Raw genomic sequence first — 20,407 nt, 5'->3', positions numbered from 1 at the left:
AGCTTGCATTATTTACTTTCCTCTTTCCACCAGTTTTGCATAATCCAAGGCTCAGCTTGGTAATACAGTGGCGGTTCTGGATAACGCATTTCCTTTCGGAAGGCGACGCGATGCGTGGGGTTGTACCACTGCGGCACTACGTAATAACTATTCCACAACACTCGATCGAGAGCACGGGCAGCCGTTCTTAATTGATCACGATTTTGGGCTTTGGTAATTTCCGCAACTAGGGCATCGACAACGGGTGATTGAACTCCAATCACATTATCGGAACCCTTTTCTTTTGCAGCCTGACTACCAAAACGATCCCATAACTCACTTCCTGGATTTTGTGAGTCCTGAAAACGCACAGTTGTCATATCAAAATCAAATTCATTCATGCGTTTTTGATGAAGCGCAAAGTCACTGGTGCGCACGTCCACCTGAATTCCTAATTTCTCAAGATTGCGAATGTATGCAGAAATAACTCTGAGAAAGAATCCACCATCCTCCACAATCTCAAAACGAAATGGCTCCCCTTTCTCATTACGCAAGGCACCATCGCGATATTGCCAACCTGCATGCATTAATAGCTCTCGTGCTTTACGCAAGTTTTGGCGCAAGCTGCTTGGGGGCAAGGTTGATGGCGCTGGAGGCATAGGCCCAAAGACGGCATCCGGCACCCACTGTGGGTATTGTGCCTTGAGGGACTTAAGTAGTTTCAACTCGCCTTCAGTTGGCTTACTTGGGCCATCAAAGTTCGCGCTCAAATCGCTATTCGTAAAGTAACTGTTGATCCGACCATATTGATCAAAAAAGATCTGGCGATTGAGCCACTCAAAATCCAAAGCCAAGCCTAAAGCCTGGCGAACGCGCGGATCTTGAAAAATAGGTCTGCGGACATTCATTGCAAAACCTTGCATTCCTGCGCCATTGTGGTTAATGAATGCTTTCTTGGTCAGCGTTCCGTTATCAAATTTCGACCCAACATATCCTTTAGCCCAAATTTTGGCACGGTACTCTACGATGGCATCAAACTCCCCCGCTTTAAATGCTTCAAGACGCACCGCATCATCGCTGTAAAGTTTATAAAGAATTCTGTCGAAGTTATAAAAGCCAACTCTGATATTGAGTGGTTTAGCAAGTTGATCAGCCCAATACTGCGGGTTCTTCTTATAGACAATGGATTTGCCTGCCTTAAATGACTCTATCAAATAAGGCCCGCTACCGATTGGGGTTTCGAAAGCAAGCTTTTCAAATGGAATCATGCTGCCATCAGGCTTCTTGCCCCAGTTACGCGAGAAGATGGGAAGTGTTCCTGCCAGAATCGGCAATTCTGAATTGTTATTCTTAAATTCAAAACGCACCAATCGATCAGAAAGAACTACTGCAGATGAGATGTCGGCAAAAGTGGTTTTGTAACGCGGATGTGCCTTCCCACTCATCAGCACATCAAAGCTGTATTTCACATCTGCTGCTAATACGGGACTGCCATCTGAAAATTTTGCCTCAGGACGAATATGAAACGTAACTGACTTGCGATCCTTTGCAACTTCAATGTCATCTGCAAGTAATCCGTAAACGCTCGATGTTTCATCAGCACTACCTTCAGCCAAAGACTCAAACATCAACTCAATGCCAGGTGCGGTCACACCACGCAATGTAAATGGGTTGAACTTATCAAAGCTAGTTCTTTGACCTGGATTTGGCAAAACAAGGGTACCCCCCTTGGGTGCATTGGGATTGACATAATCAAAATGGGCAAAGCCGTCCGGATACTTTGGTTTGCCATATTGAGCAATGCCCTGAGCCGCCAATGCCACACCGCTCATTGCCCCCGTCAGGGCGGCCAAGAGCAAGATTTGGGTAATTTTGCGAAATATGGCAAAGGGGGCAAAAAGGGTTTGGGCTGGCATATATGCAACAATTGTAGATAGCAAATCATATTTGAAGCAAAGGACACAATATGGGCTTTCTCGCTGGCAAAAAAATCCTCATTACCGGCCTCCTCTCTAACCGCTCGATTGCCTATGGCATCGCCAAAGCCTGCCACCGTGAAGGTGCCGAGCTTGCCTTCACCTACGTTGGTGAGCGCTTTAAAGACCGTATTGTGGATTTTGCGAAAGAATTTAATTCCGAGCTCATTTTTGACTGTGACGTTGGTAGTGATGAGCAAATCTCGGCACTATTTAAGGATTTAGCAAAATCCTGGCCGCAATTTGACGGTTTTGTTCATGCGATCGGCTTTGCGCCTCGTGAAGCCATTGCTGGCGACTTTTTGGATGGCCTTTCACGCGAGGGATTCAAAATTGCTCATGATATTTCTGCTTACAGTTTCCCGGCTATGGCAAAAGAAGCATTACCAATGTTGCGCGATAAATCTTCATTACTGACATTGACCTATCTTGGCTCAATGAAGAACGTTCCAAACTACAACACCATGGGTTTAGCCAAAGCCTCGCTTGAAGCATCTGTGCGCTACCTAGCCGGCTCTGTTGGACCTAAGGGTATTCGTGCCAATGGCATCTCTGCTGGCCCCATCAAAACCTTGGCAGCTTCTGGTATCAAGGGCTTTGGCAAGATTTTGGAAGCAGTTGAGCAAACTGCACCACTGCGTCGCAATGTCACAATTGATGATGTTGGTAATACTGCCGCCTTCTTGCTATCCGATCTAGCAAATGGCATAACCGCAGAAATCATTTACGTTGATAACGGCTTTAGCCAAGTGATTGGCGGAATGGAAGAGGCTTGAGTTCATCCTCAACCATTAGCCTTCGCGAAGCCCTCAAATTTTGGACCAAACTTGGCTTCATTAGTTTTGGGGGGCCCGCGGGACAAATCGCCGTTTTGCATCAAGAGTTAGTAGAAAAGCGTCGCTGGATTTCTGAGCGGCGCTTTTTACATGCTCTCAATTACTGCATGCTTTTGCCCGGACCAGAAGCTCAGCAACTCGTTACCTATATTGGTTGGCTGATGCACCGCAGCTGGGGTGGCATTTTGGCGGGCAGCCTCTTTGTTTTACCATCACTCTTGATCTTGATTGCCTTATCTTGGATTTACATCACCTTTGGGCAAGTGTCGTGGATCGCCGCCATCTTCTTCGGCATTAAACCAGCGGTCACGGCAATCGTATTACATGCTGCCGTGCGTATTGGTAAACGGACGATTCACAACAATGCACTTAAATGGATTGCGCTGTGCTCTTTTCTAGCAATCTTTATATTGAACTTGTCTTTTCCCATCATTGTTTTGATTGCTGCAGCACTTGGCTATTGGGGTGGAAAACGCTATCCAGATTATTTTCAGCAGTCTGGTCATAGCAATAAATCGCTTGCGCATTATGGTGCTGCCATCATTGATGACAGCACCCCTACTCCACCGCATGCACAATTTAGTATTCAAAAAACTGTGCTGCATAGTGTCGTCGCTCTGTGCTGCTGGCTTATTCCTATCGGAATACTTGGTTTAGTGTTTGGATGGAAAACGCTTTACCCCAATATCGCCTGGTTCTTTACTAAGGCTGCACTCTTAACATTTGGGGGCGCATATGCGGTATTACCATATGTTTACCAAGGCGCAGTAGATCACTTCCATTGGCTAAGTGCCAATCAAATGATTGATGGACTTGCTCTAGGAGAAACCACGCCCGGCCCACTCATCATGGTTGTCGCTTTTGTTGGTTACCTAGCTGGTCACATTCAACACCTCATTGGAAATAGTGATCCATTTTGGTTTGGTGTGCTAGGTGCAATTGTGGCAACGTGGTTTACCTTCTTGCCATCATTCTTTTTTATTTTGGTTGGTGGACCCCTTGTGGAGTCGACGCACGGCAAACTAGGTTTTACTGCACCGCTCACCGCAATTACTGCTGCCGTTGTCGGAGTCATTGTGAATCTAGGCTTATTTTTTGCTTACCACGTGTTCTTTCCACATGGCATTGGCGGATCTATCTCATGGCTCTCCATTGTCATCTGTGGTGCGGCCTCGCTTGCCCTATTCAAGTACCAAAAAGGTGTCATGACAGTTTTTGGCGGCTGCGCCCTTGCCGGCCTTCTTAGTCACCTAGCAGGCGTATTGCTTGGCTGATCTAGCGCAATAGTATTTTTCCTAAGATTGGCATAATGGAAGTTATGCGAATTGAACCTCAAACCATCACCCATCTTCAAGAGTGGCTCGGCAAAACCGAGACGCTATCTGACACTGTTACCGCTGCGCCAGTACGCGCACTATCAGCAACTCTGGATAGACAAGACCCTGAGCCAAGCAAAGGCACTTTTTTGCCCGAGCTTTGGCACTGGCTATATTTCTTGCCGCACGCTCGTCAATCAGAAATCGGTACTGATGGGCATCCTAAGCGTGGCGGCTTTTTGCCTCCTGTGCCATTACCCCGTCGGATGTGGGCAGGTAGTCGCGTGCAATGGCTAGAACCATTAGAAGTTGGCGATGAAATTCAACGCGTTTCCAAAATTGAATCCGTGACCCATAAATCCGGCCGCACAGGAGATTTGATTTTTGTCTTAGTCAAGCATGAAATCTCCAATCAAAAAGGTTTGGCGATTATTGAGGAACACGACATTGTTTATCGCGATGCTCCAGGGCCAGATGACAAGCCTGTTGCACCAACGTCTGCACCAAGTGATGCCAAATGGAGCAAGACGATTACTCCTGACGATGTTTTGTTATTTCGTTATTCCGCACTCACGTTTAACGGCCATCGCATTCACTACGATCGCAAATATGTCACTGAGATAGAGGGCTATCCAGGCCTCATCGTGCATGGGCCTTTGATTGCGACATTACTCGTAGATCTGGTGCGCCTAAGCATTCCGGGTTGCAAGCTCAAGAGCTTTGAGTTCCGTGCTATTCGGCCTACTTTTGATATCAATATCTTCAAAGTCAGCGCTAAACCCGACTTAGAAAAAGATCCTTCAGGCAAAACGATTGCGATTTGGGCGCAAGACCACGAAGGTTGGCTCACGATGCAGGCTACTGCAGTTCTTGCCTAGAAACTTGATATGACAACTGAACATTTTTCTCGTGAGCTTGCTGCATTTGCGGCAAACCTCAACATCTCTGATATTCCGAATGATGTTATTGCTAGAGCAGAAGATCTTTTGGTCGACTGGTTTGGCTCTGCAATTGCCGGCAAAGGCTCTCGCCCGGTTGAAACGATTACTCAGTTTGCACAGCAGATGGGTGGCTTCGATGTCTCTCATGCTGGACCATCTGAAATCCTCATTACTCGCAAAACATCAAGCCCCTTTTTAGCGGCAATGGCAAATGCTGCCGCATCCCATGTGGCTGAGCAAGACGATGTGCATAACGGCTCTGTGTTTCATCCAGCTACCGTGGTGTTTCCTCCGGCGCTAGCTTGTGCACAGGCGATAGGCGCATCCGGTGAGGATTTGATTGTTGCTGCTGTTGCTGGCTATGAAGTTGGTATACGTGTTGGTGAATTTTTGGGTCGCTCACACTACAAAGTTTTTCATACGACAGGTACTGCAGGAACTATCGCTGCTGCAGCCACTGTAGGGCGACTACTCAAACTCAATCCAGAACAAATGCTGCATGCCTTTGGTTCTGCAGGCACACAATCTGCTGGTCTTTGGGAATTCTTGCGAGATGCCGCCGACTCCAAGCAATTGCATACCGCTCATGCCGCCTCCACCGGCTTGATGTCTGCTTACATTGCCAAGTCTGGCTTTACTGGTGCAGAGCATATTTTGGAAGGTAAACAAGGTTTAGCGGCCGGCATGTCAAGTGATGCGGTTCCCAGCAAACTGGTTGATGGGCTGGGCACTCGTTGGGCTTTGGTGGAAACAAGCTTCAAATATCACGCCTCCTGTCGTCATACTCACCCCGCTGCCGATGCGCTACTGCAAGTCATACTTGCACACAAACTTAAACCGAGCGATATCCTAAAAGTGGAAACTCTAGTTCATCAGGGCGCGATTGATGTCCTAGGACCTGTGACAGATCCCGCTACCGTTCATCAGTCCAAGTTTTCCATGGGCACAGTGCTTGCGTTGATCGCGCATTATCAATTTGCAGGCTTACAGGAATTCGATCAACATTTTCATGATGATGCAATTTGCCTGTTCCGTGACCGCGTTACTATGACTTTAGATCCTGAAGTTGATTCAGCCTACCCTCAACGCTGGATTGGCAAAGTAAAGGTACATTTGCAAAATGGCCAAATCTTAGATGGTCGTGTTGATGAGCCCAAGGGAGATCCTGGCAATACTCTCACCCGCGCTGAAATCACCGACAAAGCACTTCGTCTCGCCGCATTTAGTGGTGGAGCAAATCCAAGCGAAATGAATCAAGCGATTGATCTTTTGTGGAATATTCGCAAACAACAAGTGATTGGTAATCTCTTAGCTAATACATAACTTCAAAAGTCATACCCTCTTATATGAATCCACTGAACACCCCTCTCGGTTTTTGCTCTAATTTCTTGTTTGTTCCTGGCACTCGCCCAGAGCGTTTTCTGAAGGCATTAGATAGTGGCGCTAGTGGCGTCATATTAGACCTAGAGGATGCGGTAGCTGAAGAAGATAAAGAAACTGCGCGTAATGCAATACGGTCTGCTTGGTCGCAGTTTTCGGATGAGCAAAAAAAACGGCTTGTGATTCGGACAAATTCACCAGGCTCCAAATTTTATGCAGCGGATTTAATTTTGGCGCAAGAGTTACAAGTTGCTTGCATCCTCATTCCTAAAAGTGAATCTTTAGATCAAATTAATGGTGCTGCCCTCATACTGCCAAATACAGCCATCATCCCGATGATTGAGACTGCTCTTGGCTTGCATCACCTCAACGAGATCGCAAACTCCAATCAAGTCTTGCGTCTGGCCTTAGGTAATCTAGATTTACAAGCTGATCTTGGCATGATGTGCGATGCACAAGAGACCGAACTACAAACTGCGCGTTATCAAATCGTGCTGGCTTCTCGACTTGCGCAAATTACCCCTCCAGTTGATGGGGTTACACCATCGACAGATGACTTACCTCGCATTACCGATGACGCTGAGCGTGCCAAACGCATGGGTTTTGGTGCGAAACTTTGTATTCACCCCAAGCAGGTCGCTATTGTTCAAGCAGCCTTTATGCCTACAGAAGAAGAAGTTCATTGGGCTCAAAGGGTGATTGAGGCGGACAAAGCCTCCAAGGGTGGCGCCGTGAAATTAGACGGAAAGATGATTGATAGACCCGTAGTTCTTTTAGCCAAAAGAACACTAGCAATTGCTGGTAAACACTAATTTAGAAGCAAACTCTTTTTTGCCAAAAAATGGCAAAATACCTTTCCGAGCAGTACCAGAAAAAACTATATAACTACGGCGGGACTAATCATGACATTTTATAAATCCTTACTTGCAAGTGCATGCGCGTTTGTTGCGGGCACTTTCATATCTGGCAGCGTAATGGCTGCTGATGTTTACCCAAATAAACCAGTTACCTTAGTGGTTCCATTTGCTGCGGGCGGCCCTACAGATGCAGTTGCTCGCTTAATTGCAGTTCCTATGGGCAAGGAATTAGGTCAATCTGTCATCGTTGAAAATACCGTTGGTGCTGGTGGAACAATTGCCGCTACTCGCGTGGCTCGCTCTGCTCCAGATGGCTACATGATTTTTATTCACCACATGGGTATGGCTACTGCCCCTGCTTTGTACAAGAAGCTACCTTTTGACCCGATGAAAGATTTTGAATACATCGGCCAAGTAGTTGACGTACCAATGGTTCTATTGGGTCGTAAAAACTTCCCGCCAAACAACTTTAAAGAGCTCGAGACTTATATCAAGGCAAACAAAGAGAAGGTCACCTTGGCTAATGCTGGTCCAGGCGCAGTTTCTCAATTGTGCGGCCTCCTATTTATGTCTCGTGAAGGCGTAGAACTCACTACCGTTCCTTACAAAGGCACAGGTCCTGCGCTAACCGACCTCTTGGGTGGACAAGTTGATCTTTTATGCGATCAAACTACGCAAACCATTCCATACATTAAAGATGGTCTCGTAAAAACCTATGGCGTAACCACACCAAAACGTCTCCCTGCCCTGCCAAATGTTCCTACGTTGGATGAGCAAGGTCTCAAAGGCTTTGATGTAAAAGTTTGGCATGGTATGTATGTTTCTAAGGGAACCCCTCAAGCTGTCATCAATAAGATTAATAAAGCACTCAACGTTGCTTTAAACGATCCTGAAGTGAAGACTCGTTTAGCGGAGTCCAATATTGAAATCGTTCCTCCAGCTAAGAGAACGCCAAATGGGCTTAAAGATCACTTGGATGCCGAAATCAATAAATGGGGTCCGGTGATTCGTAAAGCAGGAGCATACGCAGACTAATCTATCTCCGTACTAAAAAAAGCCAGCTAGTTGTTTAGCTGGCTTTATTTTTACCTATAGATAGACTATCAACCTGGTCTAAATAAATACCCAGATCGAGCTTTTTCTTTTCGTTGCTTACGCAATCCATTCCATGCAGCAAACAAAGCCCAAATTGCTAGCGCGGGATCCAAAAGGTAATCCCACAAATTACTGGACTCATGCCAACGCAAGCTCCATGCAATGATGGCAGCACCAATAATCCAAACCCCTTTGACCCAACCAGCTAGGCCGCATACCAAGGCAAAAATCAGAACACCTATTAGGAAAGCAAATGATCCATAACCCCAAGCGTAAGGATCAAACATGCTGACGCCTAAAGCAAAGGGGTAAAAAGCAATGGCCAAAATTGCAATACACCATTTAATTGGAGTGGGAGTCACTTGCTGGTTCGGCAACAAGGCGCTCCAAAGTAACAACATGCTCACAATGCTCAGATCCCCAAGCACCCCACGCACATAACCTGCTAAGGGTAATTCCATCGACATTCCAAGCGGCCAAAAAAACAGATTGGCGAACATTAAAAGCAGTAAGGTCTTTATAGAGAATGGAATGCCATTACGAGAAAGGGTTTGAAGCAGCAGAATCAATACCACAGAGCAAGTAATCGACATCTCTACCAAGGCGATGGTCTGCATGAGATCGTTTTTCATTGCACCCCTCCTGATTCAGCGGCAGATTGTTTTTCAACTGGAACTGGTAATTGCTTATAAGTCCGATCCAACCATGTGCTTGAGAAATAAGCATGTCGAATCTTTTTACGATCCCAGGTGTAAACCAAGTGCGCATCATCACCATGCGTGCTCAGCAAATATGGGTAAGAAAACTCCTTACGCTCTTGTTCTGGCAAAGCTTCATCGTTTTCGATGGTTTCTACAATATGCCATTCGCCTGATTTGGGCTTACTCATCATTAATACTAGGCGATAACGCCCTGCCTCAATATTATTAAGCGCCAGTAAATGAGCTCCGTTTCGTAACAACACCCCTGCCACTGCTGAATTGGGATTCAAAATCTCTAAATCACCCAATGATTGCCATGATTGACCGGCATTTTGAGTGGCAGTTACTGGAATTTGTTTTGGCTTCCCTGCACCACGCGTTTGCCTGAAAAGTGCTGTCGCACTTTGTGCGTCATCTATAAAGATAACTGGTTGTATGGCACTTCGCCCTGCACTCATGCGACGCTTATCTAGCACCTGAGCGGCATCTAATCTCAAAAACTCACCAAAGCGACCAATCCATTCGTGATAGGTGGGCAATCCTAAGCGACCATCTGCAAACGCTACTGCTGGTGATTTAACTAAAGTGCTGAGATTAAAAAACGGTGATGTAATTAAACGTTGTGGACGCGTCCATGTTGCACCCTCATCCTCAGAAAACATCGTTGAGATTGAACTACCCGCCCAACCCCCTATCGATACCGTTACAAAAAATAGCTGCAAACGTCCATCAGCAAGTCGTGCTGGCACGGGATTACCAAGCTTGGCAATATAGCGTGATAGGCCTTTTTCTGCGGCAACCCTATCTATTACCAGGCTTGGTGGACCCCATATATTTAATTTTGGATCCAGGACTGCCGTATTGATCACCACATCTGGAGCACCTTCGCGACTACCAGCAAACCAAAATGCCCGAACACCACCATCCTTTAATCCAATTAATGAAGCGGCATGTACAGAGGCGGCGCCTGTGTCCGGCAACCAGTCCATGTGTGGGCCTTGGACTGCGGGTTGAGAAATAGACTTCCCTTTTATAGCGCTTATCTTTGATTCTGGAGCTTTATCTGCTGATACTTCCACAGACTCTTCATGAACACCATCACTCGTAGCAAACGACGCCCAACTTGGCCGACTATCAATGTGAATAAAGCCAAGCACTGCTGCCAATAACAAAAAACAAAATGCAAGCACGCGACTCATCTACAAACATCCTTCACATTTAACAGATCTAGGTTAGTGATAGAAGTAGCGACTGGAGTGGAAACTAAGTATTCGACCACAAACAAATGCTCAGCAATTTTTCCAAGTAACATTTCTTTAATTTCTTTATCGGAGTGGCGCGCTCTCATCTCCATGCGTTGACCTAATATCTGACAGGATTCACATAAGATAGGTACGGCACCCATTGGTGCATGTACAGCAACAATTGGATACGTTTTAGTAAGCCCCTCAATATTGCCCGCGTCTTTAGCTAGATAACCATGTAATTGAACCCCTGGAAGAAGCAATCGATATTCCTCATCTTTTGCGCGATAGTCGCATGGAATCCATACATCTTTACCCTGCAGACGCTCAATTGTCTGCGCAGAAAATCGCCCTAGCTGACCTTCAAGCGGAGCCAAGCTGCTCGTTAAAGCGCTATAAACCAAAAAACATGCCATTAAGGCAAAAGCCTTGCTGCGCTCACGTCGGATTAATCCAATAATGACAAGTAATAGGCTCAGTCCCATCAAAAACCAATGCGCTGGGTTGTAATGCCAAGTACTTGACCCTCCGATCAATGTAGAGAGCTGAAGATTGAGCCCAAGCCATAACAATAGGGCGAGTATGAGCAACTGCAATACCAGTGCAATTCGGAATCCCCATAAAGGCAATCGATCCCAATGCATAGCGATCAAAGCAGCAAATGCCGGCATCACGGGAAGAAGATAGCGACCAGATCGTTGACTTGGCAAGCCAAACACTAAGAAGAAAGCTGCAACCAACACTAACAATAATGATCCCTCTGCAGACATGAACCGTCTTTCACGCCAGCACTGCAGCAATGTTGAAATCAGTACAAAGAAAAAGAGTCCAGCATTTGCCAGTGATGTAATTGTTAACATCCAAATGCTGTCACCACCCCTTATGAAATCCAAAAAATAATTAGAGCTTCTAGCGGAAAACTTCCCTGCATTCTCACCCAAGACAAACTCCCGCCAAACAGCCTCAGGGTTTGGGTCTAAGGCAAACCATAGGGAGAAAATACCAAGTGCGATAGTGCCAAGCAATATCAATTTATATAGATCGCGAATGAGTATTTGAGAAATACTCCACTTTCGCCAGTGCCAGTAATACAAGCCCAGAGCAAATGTAGCGGGAACAATATAAGCAAATGATTTAGCAAATAAGGCAAAACCTAAAGATATGCCTGCAAATACCGGAAATAGTAATTTCGATTCAAAGGCAGCTCTACCCCAATATAGAAGCGCAAAAAATGGCAGACTTAACCAAAATACTTCTGGAGGGTCCGTCAAAAATGGTCGACCATATCGATAGCTTGCAAAAAAAGATAGCCAAACCAATGCCGCAAGAATTCCAGTTTGTGTTTTTCCGCTAAAACGACGAACAGACACAAAAAGTAGCAATGCAGTAAGTGCGGTGTAGAGAACGCTTGGCCAACGTAAGTTTTCTAGACTCCATTGACTTGCCCAATGAGTACTAGCAATCCCCTGCCAGAAAATCAGTGGTGGCTTGGTATTTTTAATGCCGTCCATTTCAGATTGAAGCGGCAACCATGATCCCGAATCCGCGGTCATTCTCACAATGTGCATATAGGGGTACTCATCCCCATTTTTAGGGGCAAAACGACTATCTAGACCGTAAAGGTAGGCAAATATGGCCAAGACCAAGGTAACTAGTGAATATCGGAGGGTGAATGAGCCACGCATATCTATAGTTTATAGGGGCAAGGGGCTTGTAGCGGCAAAATTGGTTTTACCCCTAATTGGGTATGAATATATAAAAATTTCATCTTAAAAAAAGAGTCTCACTTCCTTCGCATTTCCCTAGTTCTTGATTAAGATAGTACAAGCTTATAAACAAGGTTGCCCTCACTTAGGCGCCAATTAGAAATGGAGATTGCTCTCATGCGATGGAAACAAATAAAGCCCTCTTTATACCTTTTAGGTTTTTTAAACCTTTTCTTTATTTCTTATCAAACCCAAGCACAGTCAACAGAGGCGACCAATCTATATCACCGCGGACTGGCTGCAACCTGTGCTAACTGCCACGGCACCGATGGTAAAGGTGTAGTTGATGGTGGCATGCCATTAATCAACAATCTGACTAGCGAGCAGATTCTGACTCAACTCAAAGCATTTAAATCTGGTGCTCGAGAAGGTACGATCATGCCGCAACTTGCCAAAGGTTACTCTGATGAGCAACTCGAAATCATCGCCAAGCAATTGGGAAATAAATAGGAGCCCAACATGGATCGTCGACACTTTATTGGACAAAGCGCAGCTGGAATTGGCTTATTGGCAGGCTTTGCCGGTCAAGCCCGTGCAAACTTACAAAAAGCAGAAATACTTGTAATTGGTGGTGGCTATGGTGGCGCTACCGCAGCGAAGTATTTACGTCTTTTTTCCAACAACACAGCAAATGTGACTTTGATAGAACCCAACGCCGCATTTGTTTCATGCCCCTTATCTAACCTTGTAGTTGGTGGATCACGCACTTTAGCCGATATTACTAGCCCATATGACAATCTAAGCAAGCGGCATGGAGTCAAGATGGTTCAAGACAGTGTCAGCAACATTGATCCCGAAAAAAAAACTGTCAAGCTTGCATCGGGTAAAACCTTACGCTATGACAAAGTGATTTTGTCGCCAGGCACAAGCCTGCTAATGAATACCATCGAAGGTCTCGCGCAAGCCAATAAAGCTGGGGTTACCTTGCAAGCATGGAAAGCAGGTCCCGAGACTGTAACCTTACATAAGCAACTAGCCGCAATGCGAGATGGTGGAACTTTTGCGATTAGCATTCCAGAGGCACCATACCGTTGCCCTCCTGGACCCTATGAGCGTGCTTGCCAAGTAGCAAACTATTTCAAGCAACACAAGCCGAAGTCCAAAGTACTCATCCTAGATGCCAATCAAGACGTGGTTTCTAAAGGTGCGCTCTTCAAAAAAGTGTGGGCAGAACAGTACCCCGGCATGATTGAGTATTTACCAAAATACAATGTGACTGGAGTTGATGCAAAAACCAAAACAATTAAGTTTGAAATTCAAGAAGACATCAAAGCGGATGTATTGAACTTATTACCCGCTATGAGCGCTGGTGACATTGCAGTTAAAACTGGTCTTGCCAATGCCAATGGTCGTTGGGTTAATGTGAATTTTCTGAACTTTGAGTCAACAGCGCAAAAGTATATCCATGTATTAGGTGATTCAATACAGGTTGCTTTTGCAATGCCAAAATCTGGTCACATGGCAAATCAACACGCTAAAGTTGCGGCGGCTGCAATTGTTGCTGAACTCAGCGGCTGGGAAGTGAATCCCTCCCCAGTATTAACAAACACCTGCTACAGTTTCGTTAATACAAAGGAGGTGGTCCATGTGGCAAGTGTGCACCAGTACATTGCCGCAGAGAAGACCTTTAAACCGGTTCCAGGCTCTGGCGGCCTTTCGGCTGCCCCATCAACCTTGGAAGGAGTGTACGCATGGGGTTGGGCCCACAATATTTGGGCAGACGCCCTAGGTTGATCTGGGTCAACACTTATGAAAAAAGGGGCGCATTTGCCCCTTTTTTTGTTTACTTATTTACTCCGATAAATATACTGAGCTCAATAACAATAATATAGGAGGCTTTATGAATATGACCCCAACTTCACCGAAAGACGCAACCAAAATAGAGAACGCTATTGAGCGGTGGACAGTACCCATTGGCAATTTGTTTGTCTCGCTCTTTCATCGGATTGCATTGTTTGGCATTGGCGCTGCAACAGTTTGGTCTGCAGTAGTTGCCTTCTTGGGAATGGTCAGCAAAGGATCTGCATCCATCGAAGACCTACTACTTTTATTTATCTACCTTGAAATCGGCGCTATGGTTGGAATTTATTTCAAGACCAACCATATGCCGGTACGGTTCCTAATTTATGTTGCGATTACTGCAGTAACACGTCTGATTATTGATTTGGTAAACACCAAGCACGAGGCAGATATGGCAATCCTGCTCATGGGGATTACTATTCTTGTTCTAGCCTTGGCCAATGCAGTCGTTCGCTACGCCTCGTTTAAATTTCCAAGTCGCCACGCAGAAAACGAATAATCAAAGATCCGGGTCGACTGCATCGTTGAACTGATAGGGGTGTACACCCCTATTCAAACAATTGCGTACGTAGTCGATGCTTGTTCGCAAGGTGTAATAGTCACCGGCGAGACGTTTCGATACCTTGATGTTGAGCGCCTGATATTCCAATAAATCTAGCTTTTTCAAGTATTCATCTCTTTGAGCGCTGTCAAACGTTGCCAATAGACTTTGCTCAAAAGTTTTTAATTCCCCGTATAGTCGATTGATCTTGTTGTACATCAACTTAGTTCTATAGCTTGGTAAAGCTCGCAGAACAGGATAGGCGATTACACAAAACGGCAAGAAGATAAATAACAGACGGTTAATAAACTCCGCCATCCAAAATGGAAAGTACGCCGCAATGAGTGGATAACTGTTCTTTTCGTAGTGGACAGCTACTGGACTTTCTGGCCAAAGAGAATCCTTAAAGGATGGGAACTCACCTCTATTCGCAAAAAAGGATTCTTTACCATTGATTGCGCGGGCAGCCTCCAAAAAGAGAAACTGAATCGCCGGATGCATCCGATCATCAATCAACAAATTGGTTGTGGTTGCAATTAACTTGATATCTTGATTTGGGAAATTACGCTGCAGATTAAAGGCCCCCTCAGGGACGTTCAAAATTTTCACGTATGGAATGAGCTTCGTGAACGCTTCTGCACGCTTAAAGGTAACTAAGTGTAATTGGGGATCCTTAAGCAAAGTCTGCACGTTATGCGCCTCTAAAGCATCAACAATAAATGCGCCATCAATCTCACCAGCTTGTAAAGCTTTAACAGCCTTTTCACCTGGGTAGTTCACAAACTGCAATCCGGCATTCTCCAATCCGGATAGCTTAATAATCCGGGTAGTTTGGGCATGAGTTCCGCTCCCCTCGGCCCCTACAGACACTTTGCGATTGGAAAAATATTTTGAGTGCCCAGCGACTACTTGAAAGTCGCTACTCTTTACTTCAGGGCCGCGATAAAAGAACCAAATCGGATCATAACCAATAGAACCCAAGGATTGAATGCCGCTAATATTTTTAGGTCGCTCTACTCCCGCTTGAACGAAGGCGGCTTGAACAGGGTCATTTCGATCGCTTAGGCGAATGAGATTTTCTTGTGCGCCCATTGTTGGGACAAGCTCAAGTGTTACGCCCTTTGTAGCGAAATACTCAGCATATTTTTTACCAAGCTCTTCATAGGAACCACCTGCTGATCCAGTGGCCATTTGCACATGTCTTGGCGGAGGTGGGTCTGCATACCACCAAATACCCATCAAAATCGCGAGCAAGAGAATTAATAGCGGCCACGCCTCTTCTAAGAATTGGATGAAATCAGACCATTTCTCAGTAATAGTCTCTTTTAAACCCAAAAAGGTTTCGTGAGTATTCTCTTTAAAGCTTCCCATGCCCAACCATTTAGCAAATATTTCAAAAGCTAATGATAATGTGCTTAATGCAGCAATAATCAAGAAAAGACGTTCGATATGCTATTTATCCGAAAATCCCAAGAGCGAGGCTATGCCGACCACGGCTGGCTCAAAAGCTTTCACTCATTTTCATTTGCTGGCTATCACGACCCCCGTTTTATGGGCTGGGGGAATTTACGGGTTATTAATGAAGATCGCGTTGCTCCTGGGATGGGCTTTGGGAAGCACGGCCATCGAAATATGGAAATCATTAGCTATGTGCTATCGGGTGAGCTGGCACATGAAGACAGCATGGGAAATATCAAAGGCATTCCCCCTGGGGATGTGCAACGCATGAGTGCTGGCACTGGGATAATGCATAGCGAATTTAATCATGCAAAAGACCAGACCACTCACTTCCTACAAATTTGGATTGAACCCAATAAATTAGAAATTGCACCTAGCTACGAACAAAAAACCATTCCAACTGTCAATAAGGATGGGAAGTTATGTTTGGTTGCCTCTCCAACTTGCGAGGCTGGATCAGTCAGTATTTCAGCTGATGCCAAAATATATGCAGGTTTATTTGACGGCGAACAGTCCGCCGACCTCGAATTGGACCCAAGTCGTAAAGCGTATGTCCACCTTATTCGCGGCTCTCTGCAAGTCAATAACCTGGATCTCAACGGTGGTGATGCTCTGTTAATACAAGATGAGTCTCAATTGACGATTTCCAATGGAAAAAGCGCTGAAGTCTTAGTGTTTGACCTCAGCGCTTAAGCAGTAATTCTGTAGTAAGACTGGTTTTGAAATTAGTCTAGTTTAATCTTGGCTTTTTCCATCACCACTTTCCATCTTGCTATATCGGAAAAGTAAAGCTCTGAGAACTGCTTGGTGTCCATCGGTGCGATTTGGACGCCCGCTTTTTGAAAACGCTCTTTCATCTCAGGGGTTTCCAGAATTTTTAGAGTTGAGTTATTAAGCGCCTTGATAATATTTTGTGGTGTTCCGGCTGGCACAAACATGCCCTGCCATAAAGCCATCTCATAGCCCTTCACCCCAGCCTCTTGAATAGTCATCAACTCAGGAGCGCCACTAAAACGATTTTTACTTGTCACCGCTAAAGCTCTCGCCTTATCGCCTTTATAGAGCGGAAGCCCTACAGGCATTCCTGCGAAATAGAAATCAATTTGCCCTCCTACTAAATCCGTAGCAGCAGGTGAGCCGCCTTTATAGGGCACATGAATGGCTTGCAAACCAGTGGTAGCCAGAAACAACTCTCCTGCCATGTGATCCGAATTCCCAATGCCAGAAGAACCAAAGCTCAATTTTCCAGGGTCAGCTTTTAGCATCGCCATTAAGTCAGCTACATTTTTCGCTGGAGAATTATTGTTCACAATCAGAATGTGAGGAGTGGCAGCAACACCCACTACAGGCAATAAATCTTTTTGACCGTTAAAGGGTAATTTTGGATTTGCGGCAACATTAATTGCCAAACCGTTTTGCGCGAATAAGATCGTGTAGCCATCTGGATTGCTTTTAGCCACTGCTTCTGCAGCTAAACTTCCTGCAGCTCCACCACGATTCTCAACAACGATTGGTTGCTTGAGCGCAACACTTAAATCATTCGCAATCATTCTACCTACGATATCCGTTGAGCTACCCGGCGCATAACCAATCATCATCTTGATTGGTTTATCCGGATAGGCGGCATTGACCACCCCCGCAAAAAGGGCTGATATCGCTACGCTGATTGCTATGTTTTTGATTATATTTTTAAACATATTGTCTCCTCCAGAATTTTTATAGTGCTAGAGTCGCTATTCCGCATTCTCTAGCGCAGGCATTTAAGGCACCTAGCAGTTCGGGCGAAACTGGTATGCCCAATTTCTGTCTTTCTAACATGGTTTTAGCAGCGCCTTCTCCTGGTACGCGGATTTCTTTCACTCCAGGAAGGGTTGTCGAGCTTTTCAAATCATTCACCAGTTCAATCACCCGAGCGATGAAGTCATCCCTATTACCAAAAGCACTTGGATCTACCGCAATAATCGTTTGCCCAGTATTGGTAACCAAATCATGGTGAGCATTGAAATCAATTGTTCCCTTGCCTACTGCCGCATTATTTAAGGCGCCGGCTAATAGGCCAATCATGACTGCTAAGCCATAGCCTTTGTAGCCACCGATTGGCAATAAAGAACCTTCAGCAGATCGCTTTGGATCTGTAATCGGTTTGCCTTGTTTATCTATCATCCAATCATCAGGAATAGATTCGCCCTTTTGCGCAGCGACTTTTACTTTACCGTAGGCGGCGACTGTAGTAGCTATATCCAATAAGACAATTGGCTCTTTACCGGCAGGAACGGCAATAGCAATTGGATTGGTTGATAAAAGCAAATCAATTCCACCCCATGGAGCCATGTGATTCGCATTGCCAACCGCCATATAAATTCCAATATAGCCTTTTTCAGCTAATTTACGAACATATACTGATGCGGCGCCAGAATGATTTCCATAATGACTTCCAATCCAACAGACGCTATTTTGCTTCACCTTCTCAAGCGCAAGCTCAACCGCACGGTTCATCACTAAATGACCTAGCGCATTGTCGCCATTAATGAGCGCAGTCGCGCCCTGCTCGCGCTCAACATGAATATTGGGCTGAAGATTTACACCGCCAGCACGTATTCTCTTAAGGTAAGCAGGCAACCGAAAAATTCCATGTCCATCAGCGCCAACCAGATCCGATTGCACCATCAGGTTAGCAATCAATTTTGCATCCGCTGCAGGTACTTTTTCTGCCTCTAGCGCTCTAGCGATGAATCCTTGAGCATCTGCAATGGATAAATATTTCATCTTGATTTATACCTCTGAGCTCGCTTTAAATTCCATGCTGTATTTGTATTTATTTTCAGGATGATGCGTGACCGTTACCTCAAACAGCTTATCTTGGTCATCAAAATAGCGGCGAATAATCACTAAGCATGAGGCATTAGGCTCTATATTCAGTTTTTTGGAAATGACAGGCGATGCTGATGCGGCATACACATCCACTTCCGCACGCTCAATTCGGGCACCATATTTTTTTTCAATTTGCTCATACACCATCACCTGGGTGTGCTCAGGATCTTTTGTCAGCGATGCAAACTGGGGCAAGATGTAAATATCAGTCCAGGCAATAACCTCTTCTAACTTTTGGCGTTTGCGAATTCCACCAATGTGATACCAAGAAGAACCCACTGGAGCACCAACGATTTGACTCAAGGGTTGATCTAACTCAATATATTCCTCAATTAAGTTCTCACGATAGGTATCACGTGAATAACTCAAGATATCAATTGGGGAATTAAAGCTTTGTGTAAAACGACGCAAACGTTGCCGTGAGACTACTTTTGTGGGCGCACCTTGATGGCGATAGATCAATCCATTCGCCTCCAAAATCTGCAAGGCATGCCGCAAAGTATGTCTACTAGAGTCAAAATCTCGGCACAGGTCTGCCTCGGCAGGCAAGACAGACCCGACAGGCCAGTCTCCGTTATAAATACGCTGCTCTAGCGTATTCGCTAGAGACTTGTATAACGGTAAGCGCTCAGACAATTTAGGAAAGTCCAAACATTTTTTTGCCAGCAACTGGCAAGGTTACTTTCAAAATATCGCCCGACAAAGATTCAGTAATGTAGAGATCTTTATTGTCAGGACCGCCAAAGCACATATTCGCCAAATGGTGATGATGTGGATTTTCAGAGTAGATTAAGTGGGTAGGCAACATATTGCTATCAAATCTCCAGATACCAATACCAAGATGGCATACCAATAAACCATTCTCAGAATCCATCTCAATCCCGTCAGGTCCTGCAACACCACCAGTTAACTGAATAGCTACACCTGTCTTAGAAACTGAGCCATCAGCCATTAATGGCAGGCGCCAAATTTGCTGTGAGCGAGTAGCTGCAACAAATACGTGCTTCTCTTGGGTGTTTAAGGTAATACCATTAGGACTTGGAACATTTAATGCCAAACGATCTAATTGACCATTAGCGCGCAATCTAAATACACGACCCGTTGGATCCGCAATACCTGTCTGACCTTGGTCTGTGAAATACAGATCACCGTTGGATGCGAAGTGAAGGTCATTTAAACCCTTGAAGTTCTCGCTATACATAGAACCCAGAATAGTTTCAATTTTTCCAGTTTTTGGATCTAAAGCCAGCAACCCTGCTTTGTAGTCACAAATGAATGCGCGACCATCTTTGTGGAATTTCAATCCATTTGGCCACCCATCGTATTGAGTAATTAATTCCCAATTACCTTTGGTATCGATTCTAAAAATACGGCCAAAGGGAATATCAACAAACCACAAATTACCTTCGCGATCAAAAGATGGGCCCTCCAAGAAACACTCTACCTCTGCCCCCTGACGATTTGGATCTGACCAGCCAGTACGAGATTTTTTTCTAAATTTCTCTGGCATCGTTGCAAAAACTTCCGTTTTGATTTTTTCTACTGGCTGGAAGGGGTTATGCATGGTCACGTTTTGTCTCCTCGAATTAGTTATACGGATAAGTTAGTTTTAAGGTTTTACTATTAAACCATAAATGATGCTAATC

Annotated in this window: 19 protein-coding genes; 10 read left to right on the top strand and 9 right to left on the bottom strand. The window is 45.2% G+C overall.

All coding sequences use genetic code 11. The features are described from left to right. Positions 1 to 8: 8 nt before the first annotated feature. Positions 9 to 1,811: an extracellular solute-binding protein gene (locus tag NHB35_RS04355; protein ID WP_353433388.1), complete on the bottom strand. Its 1,803-nt coding sequence runs from the start codon at positions 1,809 to 1,811 to the stop codon at positions 9 to 11. A gap of 134 nt (positions 1,812 to 1,945) precedes the next feature. On the opposite strand from NHB35_RS04355, the gene fabI reads away from it, so the two are divergent. The 6 genes from fabI (at position 1,946) to NHB35_RS04325 (ending at position 8,320) form a co-directional block, all read left to right on the top strand. Next, positions 1,946 to 2,731, top strand: coding sequence for an enoyl-ACP reductase FabI (gene fabI, locus NHB35_RS04350; protein WP_215317584.1), 786 nt, complete (start codon positions 1,946 to 1,948; stop codon positions 2,729 to 2,731). Beyond that, the gene (chrA, locus tag NHB35_RS04345) at positions 2,728 to 4,065 is read left to right on the top strand and encodes a chromate efflux transporter (protein WP_353433176.1); all 1,338 of its coding nucleotides are present in this window, start codon (positions 2,728 to 2,730) and stop codon (positions 4,063 to 4,065) included. Before fabI ends, chrA begins: the two co-directional genes overlap by 4 nt. A 35-nt stretch (positions 4,066 to 4,100) precedes the next feature. Continuing rightward, positions 4,101 to 4,985 carry a MaoC family dehydratase N-terminal domain-containing protein gene (locus NHB35_RS04340; protein WP_353433175.1) on the top strand — a complete coding sequence of 295 codons (885 nt, stop codon included), beginning with the start codon at positions 4,101 to 4,103 and terminating at the stop codon, positions 4,983 to 4,985. A gap of 9 nt (positions 4,986 to 4,994) precedes the next feature. Next, entirely contained in the window at positions 4,995 to 6,371 is a 1,377-nt protein-coding gene (locus NHB35_RS04335) for an MmgE/PrpD family protein (protein WP_353433174.1), read from the top strand. A gap of 23 nt (positions 6,372 to 6,394) precedes the next feature. Beyond that, on the top strand, positions 6,395 to 7,240 hold the full coding sequence (locus tag NHB35_RS04330) for a CoA ester lyase (RefSeq protein ID WP_353433173.1): 846 nt from the start codon (positions 6,395 to 6,397) through the stop codon (positions 7,238 to 7,240). A gap of 90 nt (positions 7,241 to 7,330) precedes the next feature. After that, complete coding sequence (locus NHB35_RS04325; protein WP_353433172.1) at positions 7,331 to 8,320, top strand: tripartite tricarboxylate transporter substrate-binding protein; 990 nt, start codon at positions 7,331 to 7,333, stop codon at positions 8,318 to 8,320. A gap of 68 nt (positions 8,321 to 8,388) precedes the next feature. Here NHB35_RS04325 and NHB35_RS04320 read toward each other — a convergent pair whose 3' ends face one another. Genes NHB35_RS04320 through NHB35_RS04310 form a run of 3 tightly spaced genes read right to left on the bottom strand, consistent with a single transcriptional unit; the run spans position 8,389 to position 12,010 of the window. Next, positions 8,389 to 9,012, bottom strand: a complete 624-nt coding sequence (locus NHB35_RS04320; protein WP_353433171.1) for a hypothetical protein — start codon at positions 9,010 to 9,012, stop codon at positions 8,389 to 8,391. Then, a complete protein-coding gene (locus NHB35_RS04315; RefSeq protein WP_353433170.1) occupies positions 9,009 to 10,280 on the bottom strand; it encodes a sialidase family protein in 1,272 nt (423 codons plus the stop codon). The genes NHB35_RS04320 and NHB35_RS04315 overlap by 4 nt, the downstream gene beginning before the upstream one ends. Further along, on the bottom strand, positions 10,277 to 12,010 hold the full coding sequence (locus NHB35_RS04310; protein ID WP_353433169.1) for a phospholipid carrier-dependent glycosyltransferase: 1,734 nt from the start codon (positions 12,008 to 12,010) through the stop codon (positions 10,277 to 10,279). The genes NHB35_RS04315 and NHB35_RS04310 overlap by 4 nt, the downstream gene beginning before the upstream one ends. 198 nt (positions 12,011 to 12,208) lie before the next feature. Between NHB35_RS04310 and NHB35_RS04305 the strand changes: the two genes are divergently transcribed. The 3 genes from NHB35_RS04305 (at position 12,209) to NHB35_RS04295 (ending at position 14,390) form a co-directional block, all read left to right on the top strand. Then, on the top strand, positions 12,209 to 12,541 hold the full coding sequence (locus tag NHB35_RS04305; protein ID WP_353433168.1) for a c-type cytochrome: 333 nt from the start codon (positions 12,209 to 12,211) through the stop codon (positions 12,539 to 12,541). A 9-nt stretch (positions 12,542 to 12,550) separates the two neighbouring features. Continuing rightward, a complete protein-coding gene (locus tag NHB35_RS04300; protein ID WP_353433167.1) occupies positions 12,551 to 13,825 on the top strand; it encodes an NAD(P)/FAD-dependent oxidoreductase in 1,275 nt (424 codons plus the stop codon). 106 nt (positions 13,826 to 13,931) lie between these two features. Continuing rightward, complete coding sequence (locus NHB35_RS04295; protein ID WP_353433166.1) at positions 13,932 to 14,390, top strand: phosphate-starvation-inducible PsiE family protein; 459 nt, start codon at positions 13,932 to 13,934, stop codon at positions 14,388 to 14,390. Here NHB35_RS04295 and NHB35_RS04290 read toward each other — a convergent pair whose 3' ends face one another. Next, positions 14,391 to 15,803 (bottom strand): TAXI family TRAP transporter solute-binding subunit, encoded by a 1,413-nt coding sequence (locus tag NHB35_RS04290; RefSeq protein ID WP_353433165.1) that lies wholly within the window; start codon positions 15,801 to 15,803, stop codon positions 14,391 to 14,393. A gap of 78 nt (positions 15,804 to 15,881) precedes the next feature. On the opposite strand from NHB35_RS04290, the gene NHB35_RS04285 reads away from it, so the two are divergent. Then, complete coding sequence (locus NHB35_RS04285; RefSeq protein WP_353433164.1) at positions 15,882 to 16,583, top strand: pirin family protein; 702 nt, start codon at positions 15,882 to 15,884, stop codon at positions 16,581 to 16,583. Positions 16,584 to 16,615: 32 nt separating this feature from the next. On the opposite strand, the gene NHB35_RS04280 is transcribed toward NHB35_RS04285, so the two are convergent. Genes NHB35_RS04280 through NHB35_RS04265 form a run of 4 tightly spaced genes read right to left on the bottom strand, consistent with a single transcriptional unit; the run spans position 16,616 to position 20,325 of the window. After that, a complete protein-coding gene (locus NHB35_RS04280; protein WP_353433163.1) occupies positions 16,616 to 17,587 on the bottom strand; it encodes a tripartite tricarboxylate transporter substrate binding protein in 972 nt (323 codons plus the stop codon). Between the two features lie 19 nt (positions 17,588 to 17,606). Then, positions 17,607 to 18,656 (bottom strand): Ldh family oxidoreductase, encoded by a 1,050-nt coding sequence (locus NHB35_RS04275; RefSeq protein WP_353433162.1) that lies wholly within the window; start codon positions 18,654 to 18,656, stop codon positions 17,607 to 17,609. Positions 18,657 to 18,662: 6 nt separating this feature from the next. Further along, a complete protein-coding gene (locus NHB35_RS04270) occupies positions 18,663 to 19,412 on the bottom strand; it encodes a GntR family transcriptional regulator (RefSeq protein ID WP_353433161.1) in 750 nt (249 codons plus the stop codon). Continuing rightward, positions 19,399 to 20,325, bottom strand: coding sequence for an SMP-30/gluconolactonase/LRE family protein (locus tag NHB35_RS04265; RefSeq protein WP_173956703.1), 927 nt, complete (start codon positions 20,323 to 20,325; stop codon positions 19,399 to 19,401). Before NHB35_RS04265 ends, NHB35_RS04270 begins: the two co-directional genes overlap by 14 nt. Positions 20,326 to 20,407: the final 82 nt, after the last annotated feature.

Source organism: Polynucleobacter sp. MWH-UH23A (assembly GCF_040409805.1).
Taxonomy (GTDB): domain Bacteria; phylum Pseudomonadota; class Gammaproteobacteria; order Burkholderiales; family Burkholderiaceae; genus Polynucleobacter.
The sequence above is the reverse complement of the archived record's forward strand: the minus strand, read 5'-3'. Positions and strand labels throughout refer to the sequence as shown.

Excerpts from the sequence above, each read along its gene's own strand:
- NHB35_RS04355 (WP_353433388.1), bottom strand. The coding sequence starts at position 1,811 with ATGAGCGGTGTGGCATTGGCGGCTCAGGGCATTGCTCAATATGGCAAA.
- fabI (WP_215317584.1), top strand. The coding sequence starts at position 1,946 with ATGGGCTTTCTCGCTGGCAAAAAAATCCTCATTACCGGCCTCCTCTCT.
- NHB35_RS04340 (WP_353433175.1), top strand. The coding sequence starts at position 4,101 with ATGGAAGTTATGCGAATTGAACCTCAAACCATCACCCATCTTCAAGAG.
- NHB35_RS04335 (WP_353433174.1), top strand. The coding sequence starts at position 4,995 with ATGACAACTGAACATTTTTCTCGTGAGCTTGCTGCATTTGCGGCAAAC.
- NHB35_RS04330 (WP_353433173.1), top strand. The coding sequence starts at position 6,395 with ATGAATCCACTGAACACCCCTCTCGGTTTTTGCTCTAATTTCTTGTTT.
- NHB35_RS04325 (WP_353433172.1), top strand. The coding sequence starts at position 7,331 with ATGACATTTTATAAATCCTTACTTGCAAGTGCATGCGCGTTTGTTGCG.
- NHB35_RS04320 (WP_353433171.1), bottom strand. The coding sequence starts at position 9,012 with ATGAAAAACGATCTCATGCAGACCATCGCCTTGGTAGAGATGTCGATT.
- NHB35_RS04315 (WP_353433170.1), bottom strand. The coding sequence starts at position 10,280 with ATGAGTCGCGTGCTTGCATTTTGTTTTTTGTTATTGGCAGCAGTGCTT.
- NHB35_RS04310 (WP_353433169.1), bottom strand. The coding sequence starts at position 12,010 with ATGCGTGGCTCATTCACCCTCCGATATTCACTAGTTACCTTGGTCTTG.
- NHB35_RS04305 (WP_353433168.1), top strand. The coding sequence starts at position 12,209 with ATGCGATGGAAACAAATAAAGCCCTCTTTATACCTTTTAGGTTTTTTA.
- NHB35_RS04300 (WP_353433167.1), top strand. The coding sequence starts at position 12,551 with ATGGATCGTCGACACTTTATTGGACAAAGCGCAGCTGGAATTGGCTTA.
- NHB35_RS04295 (WP_353433166.1), top strand. The coding sequence starts at position 13,932 with ATGAATATGACCCCAACTTCACCGAAAGACGCAACCAAAATAGAGAAC.
- NHB35_RS04290 (WP_353433165.1), bottom strand. The coding sequence starts at position 15,803 with ATGGGAAGCTTTAAAGAGAATACTCACGAAACCTTTTTGGGTTTAAAA.
- NHB35_RS04285 (WP_353433164.1), top strand. The coding sequence starts at position 15,882 with ATGCTATTTATCCGAAAATCCCAAGAGCGAGGCTATGCCGACCACGGC.
- NHB35_RS04280 (WP_353433163.1), bottom strand. The coding sequence starts at position 17,587 with ATGTTTAAAAATATAATCAAAAACATAGCAATCAGCGTAGCGATATCA.
- NHB35_RS04275 (WP_353433162.1), bottom strand. The coding sequence starts at position 18,656 with ATGAAATATTTATCCATTGCAGATGCTCAAGGATTCATCGCTAGAGCG.
- NHB35_RS04265 (WP_173956703.1), bottom strand. The coding sequence starts at position 20,325 with ATGCATAACCCCTTCCAGCCAGTAGAAAAAATCAAAACGGAAGTTTTT.